The sequence below is a fragment of the Flavobacteriales bacterium genome, assembly GCA_013001705.1.
GTDB lineage: Bacteria > Bacteroidota > Bacteroidia > Flavobacteriales_D > JABDKJ01 > JABDLZ01.
The window spans coordinates 1-4,555 of record JABDLZ010000116.1; the positions used below are offsets into that span (position 1 = coordinate 1).

Genomic DNA, 4,555 nt, shown 5'->3' on the forward strand with positions numbered 1-4,555 from the left:
CACAATGAAGCGGTATCTGGAGTCTTTTGGACGCATCCCACAGTCAATGTGACCGTAGCGTATGACCAAGCTACCCAGACCATCACGGTCACCAATAATTCGGGTCAAGGATTCTGGAACATCTCCATCACAGGTAATTCTGGAGCTGGCAACAGCACTTCTTGTGATGACCTCAGTGTAGTGAACGATGTCAATAATGGTCTTTCTCTGTCCTTGAGCACTTCTCTATGTACCGGAAATGATCAAGGATTCACCATCATGGGCGCAGATGAGACCGGCACTACGACCGGATTCCGAATGGATTTCGTGGCTTATCTCAATCGAGTCAATGCCTATGTGGCGTACTGGTAGGCTCTATCAATTCGTGTATCCGATACTCTTCTCCTTTGAAGGTCCTACGCTGTCATTGCGCACAATGCGGAAGTACCAATAGAATGGAAATACCATAGAGCTGAAGAAGAAGAGTAACAAGACCCAGAGTATCTTATCATTGCTTGTAGCAGACGTATCCTGCAATACATGGATGATGAAGAAGATCATCAGTCCCAATGAGAGCAAGGACATGAAGATGGAGATCCCGACCAAGGCTCCCAAGTGTGGCCAGATATCCTGAAAAGTGGGTTCTACTCCTTGCTGCTCGAATTCCACCATAGCAGGTATGAATGACATGAACATGTAGCCGATAAGGATGGGGACAATGAGAAATCCTAGGAAAGAAAGGATTCCGAGTATGGTCTTCAGGGATTTTGACATGGTTCTAGAACAGAAAGATCAGTCACAATATACAGCCTAGATTCTGATACCGACCATAGAAAGGCCCTTGTATACCACCTGGCGGAGCTCCTTGGATATATTGAACTTCAGGATCATCAGCCCTGCTAAAATGGTCACTATGGTCGAACGATAGACCATGTCTATCCAGATATTCTCTACCCGTGGAAGGAAGTGTCCGATAAGCAAGAGGACCAGTCCCAATGCAATCACAAGGACATGTCTACGATGAAAAGGTTGGAAACTCAGTCGCTTCCAAACGAACAACCATTTCAGGAATTCGAATCCCACGATGCTGATAAAACTCGCCAATGCCGCTCCGGTCAATGCAAGAACTGGAATCATCAGATAGTTCAACATGATGGAAACGATGGCCAATCCAAAAATGAAATAGGTCGTATAGCGGTAATAGGGAGAATAGACCAGGATGACCCCGTTGATCCCTGTGCTGGACTGGACCAAACGGGCCAGACCGATCAATGCAAATACCGGCATGCCGATGGAATAGTCCACCTGCATGAATACAAAGAGGCTTGGTAGATTGATAAATACACCGATCAAGAGGAAACCCACTGTGATCATCTGATTGCGAGAGGTGCTTTCATACAGTTCGGCCGTTTTGTGGTCTTCTCGGTTCTCAGCATACTGGGCCGCCAGTGGTGAGGCTATGGTGCCCAGGCCACGGGTGGGCATCAGGATCGCATTTCCCAGATAGACCATGATAGCGTAGACCCCAGCCATTTCCAAGCTGTTCTGAGCTAAGAGTAGTCCCACCATGAGCACATCGATATTAGAGACCACGGAATTCGAGGCCCCGGCCATCATGCTGAAGAATGAGAAATCCATGGATTCTCTGCGGAAGAGTCTATCTACACGGGCATCCAGACCAAGCTTCAGCAGACCTTTGGACAGCAACCAGACCAGAAGAATCAGGCCATTCATTGCATAGGCTGCGGCCCAGAGGAACAGGAAGAAATCCAGACTCCAATCGTACCACCAGGTCAGTCCTAGTAGTAGGGTGGTCAATATCTTGAAGATGATATCATTGACGAAGAGGGGCAATGAGGTATTCATGTTCACCCTACAGATATTGGATAGGAAGAGGTAGAAAGCATTGAATATCAGGATGGGGACTGTCAGGAAGTAGAAGTTCTCCATTAAAGGGGATTGCTCCCTTTTGATATCGATAATGGGTTCTTGGAACCAGAGCAATACTCCACTGACGATGATCAGTCCGGATATCAAGATGACCAGTGCATAGGGTATGAGTCCCCTCCCCTTTACATCCTTGAATCGAGGGAAGTAACGCATGATCATAGATGGGGTACCCAGAAGGGCAAAATGCTGGGCGATGAAGACCACCGAAAGGATCACACGCGTCAATCCATATCCTTCAGCTCCGATGACCCGAGGAAAGAAGATGGTGACATTCAGATAGCCGATGATTACCCCGGCATAGAGGATGATGGTGTTCCAGACGGACTGTTTGGCTACAAGGCCCATGGATTCATCAGAGATTCATTTCTCAGCATTGAAGTACTCCCAGTACCATCGCATAGCCTCTTGCAGGCCATCGGCCAGAGAGTGGGTAGGTTCATAGCCAAGGTATTCCCTCGCATTGGAGATGTCGGCCAGGCTATGCTTGATATCCCCCGGGCGCTCGGGAATGGAACGCTTGTCCACATGGTCCAGATCCTTGTCATGCTCCTTTAGCAGTAGTTCCAGTTGTTCTACGAGATAGTTGATGGAATATTGCTCTCCATAGGCCACATTATATGCCCGGTTGAGAGCCTCTGGATTCTCCGTGGTCGCTGCCAATTGATTGGCTTGGATCACATTCTCTATATAGGTGAAGTCTCTGGATTGTTGTCCATCCCCATGTATGGTCACCGGTGCTCTGAATATCATGGCCTTGATGAATCGAGGTATGGCCGCAGCGTAGGCTCCATCGGGATCCTGATTCTTACCGAACACGTTGAAATACCTCAGACCGATGGTCTCCATCCCGTATAGTTGCCCGAATACTTTGGCATACATCTCTCCCACCGCTTTAGAAGCAGCGTAGGGACTCAGAGGCAGCCCGGTGTGTTCTTCCCTTTTGGGAAGTTCTGGAGCATCACCATATACCGAAGAGCTGGATGCGTAAACGAAACGTTTGACCCCATTGAGTCGGGCAGCATCCAGTATATTGAGCGTACCTGTGCTGTTTGCCTGATGCGTGGCCAGCGGAAATTGCACCGATCGGGGTACCGACCCCAAAGCCGCCTGATGAAGGATGATATCCACCCCGTGGGTGGCCTTGCGACAGGTTTCGATATCTCCCAAGTCCCCTTTGATGAACTGGAAATCCGTATGTGAGATGAACTCCTCGATATTTCTGCGATGACCTGTGCTGAGATTATCCAGACAGATTACCTTGTTATCCTGTTGCAATAAGCGTTCGCAGAGATTGCTACCGATGAATCCTGCTCCTCCGGTGATGAGTACCACCTTGTTCTCGATCTTTCTCATGAACTATACCTCTGTTGCATTGCTCCCTCTCTCCTTGATAGGTCTATTCTATCGAAACGCTTGAACCCGTAATGAAAAGAACCATTGGTCCTCAATTCTGACTACTTATCACTGAGTTCTGAGACGAAGGCATCCAAGTCGGTCAAGACATTGGAGGTAAGCTCACTCCCTTCCTCCATGCGTTTGGATTCCAGGCGATTGGCGTACTCCAGCAGTGTCATGGCCAAAAGGTCCTGATTGTCTTTGACCGCATAGGTCTGTCTGAGTTTGTCCAAGTGACCTTGAATCTCTTTGGCCACCTTTCTGAGCCCTTCTTCTTCTTCACGTTTGATGCGCAGCGGGTAGGATCTACCGGCAATATTGATCTGTACAGAAAGTTCACTCATGTCTTCATTCAATTATTGAGCAAGGCGATACATCGGTCGATCTCTTTGACCATCTCGTTGATACGTGCCTTGGCCTCCTTATCGGATTCTCCTTCGCTCTGATAGGCCTTGGCCAGTTTCAAAGATTCTAACTCAGACTCCTTGCTATCGATATCGGCAGTGAGCGTCTCGATCTGGGATCGCCCTTTCTCCAGTTCCGATTTCAAGCGACTCACTTCCTTTTCCAGATCCTGTTTCTGCTTGTGAATGGCCTTGATCTTTCTCTTGACCTGTTCGAGGGTTTCAGTGTATGACTGTGCCATGTGATCAAATCCTTGGTATAGACAAATGTAATATGGTATTGTCGATCAAGCCATTGTGAGCGCTCTTTGTTCAAAAATCGACTGTGGATATATGGGGATTTCAGCGGGTCATTACATTCGTGGGCTATGTTGAGAAAACTCCTGCTTCTTATTCTGATTTCCTGGATGGTGAATCCCACGATTGCGCAGAATGATATGGGCTATATCCCTCCTATGGATATACCGATGGTCTTATCGGGGAATTTCGGTGAGATGCGTAGGAATCACTTCCATACGGGTATCGACCTCAAGACCCAAGGCCGGCAAGGTATTCCTGTGAGGGCCATTGCAGATGGACACGTATCGCGCATCAAGGTGTCCCCCTATGGTTACGGCAATGCCATCTATATCGACCATTACGATGGGCATACCTCGGTATATGCACACCTCCGTTCATTCTCTGATTCTTTGGAGCAAGTGATGCGAGAGGCTCAGTATGCGCATCAACGTTGGGAATTCGACTACTATCCAGAAGCTCGTACATTACCGGTGAAACAAGGAGAGGTCATCGGATTATCCGGTAATTCCGGTAGCTCTACAGGGCCT

General features: G+C 48.3%; 7 protein-coding genes. 2 read left to right on the forward strand and 5 right to left on the reverse strand.

The window, feature by feature from the left end:
- Nucleotides 1-351 (forward strand): hypothetical protein (locus HKN79_04860; protein NNC82888.1); only part of this gene is annotated, 351 nt, incomplete at its 5' end.
- A 6-nt stretch (nt 352-357) separates the two neighbouring features.
- Here HKN79_04860 and HKN79_04865 read toward each other — a convergent pair.
- From HKN79_04865 to HKN79_04885, 5 genes are all read right to left on the reverse strand, one after another.
- Nucleotides 358-753, reverse strand: a complete 396-nt coding sequence (locus HKN79_04865; protein ID NNC82889.1) for a hypothetical protein — start codon at nt 751-753, stop codon at nt 358-360.
- Nucleotides 754-789: 36 nt separating this feature from the next.
- On the reverse strand, nt 790-2,274 hold the full coding sequence (locus HKN79_04870; GenBank protein ID NNC82890.1) for a polysaccharide biosynthesis protein: 1,485 nt from the start codon (nt 2,272-2,274) through the stop codon (nt 790-792).
- Between the two features lie 15 nt (nt 2,275-2,289).
- The gene (locus HKN79_04875; protein ID NNC82891.1) at nt 2,290-3,282 is read right to left on the reverse strand and encodes an SDR family oxidoreductase; all 993 of its coding nucleotides are present in this window, start codon (nt 3,280-3,282) and stop codon (nt 2,290-2,292) included.
- Between the two features lie 101 nt (nt 3,283-3,383).
- Nucleotides 3,384-3,668, reverse strand: a complete 285-nt coding sequence (locus HKN79_04880; protein NNC82892.1) for a cell division protein ZapA — start codon at nt 3,666-3,668, stop codon at nt 3,384-3,386.
- Nucleotides 3,669-3,676: 8 nt separating this feature from the next.
- Nucleotides 3,677-3,970, reverse strand: coding sequence for a hypothetical protein (locus HKN79_04885; GenBank protein NNC82893.1), 294 nt, complete (start codon nt 3,968-3,970; stop codon nt 3,677-3,679).
- Between the two features lie 126 nt (nt 3,971-4,096).
- Between HKN79_04885 and HKN79_04890 the strand changes: the two genes are divergently transcribed.
- Nucleotides 4,097-4,555, forward strand: a 459-nt coding sequence (locus HKN79_04890) for a M23 family metallopeptidase (protein ID NNC82894.1), incomplete at its 3' end; no start/stop codon positions are given.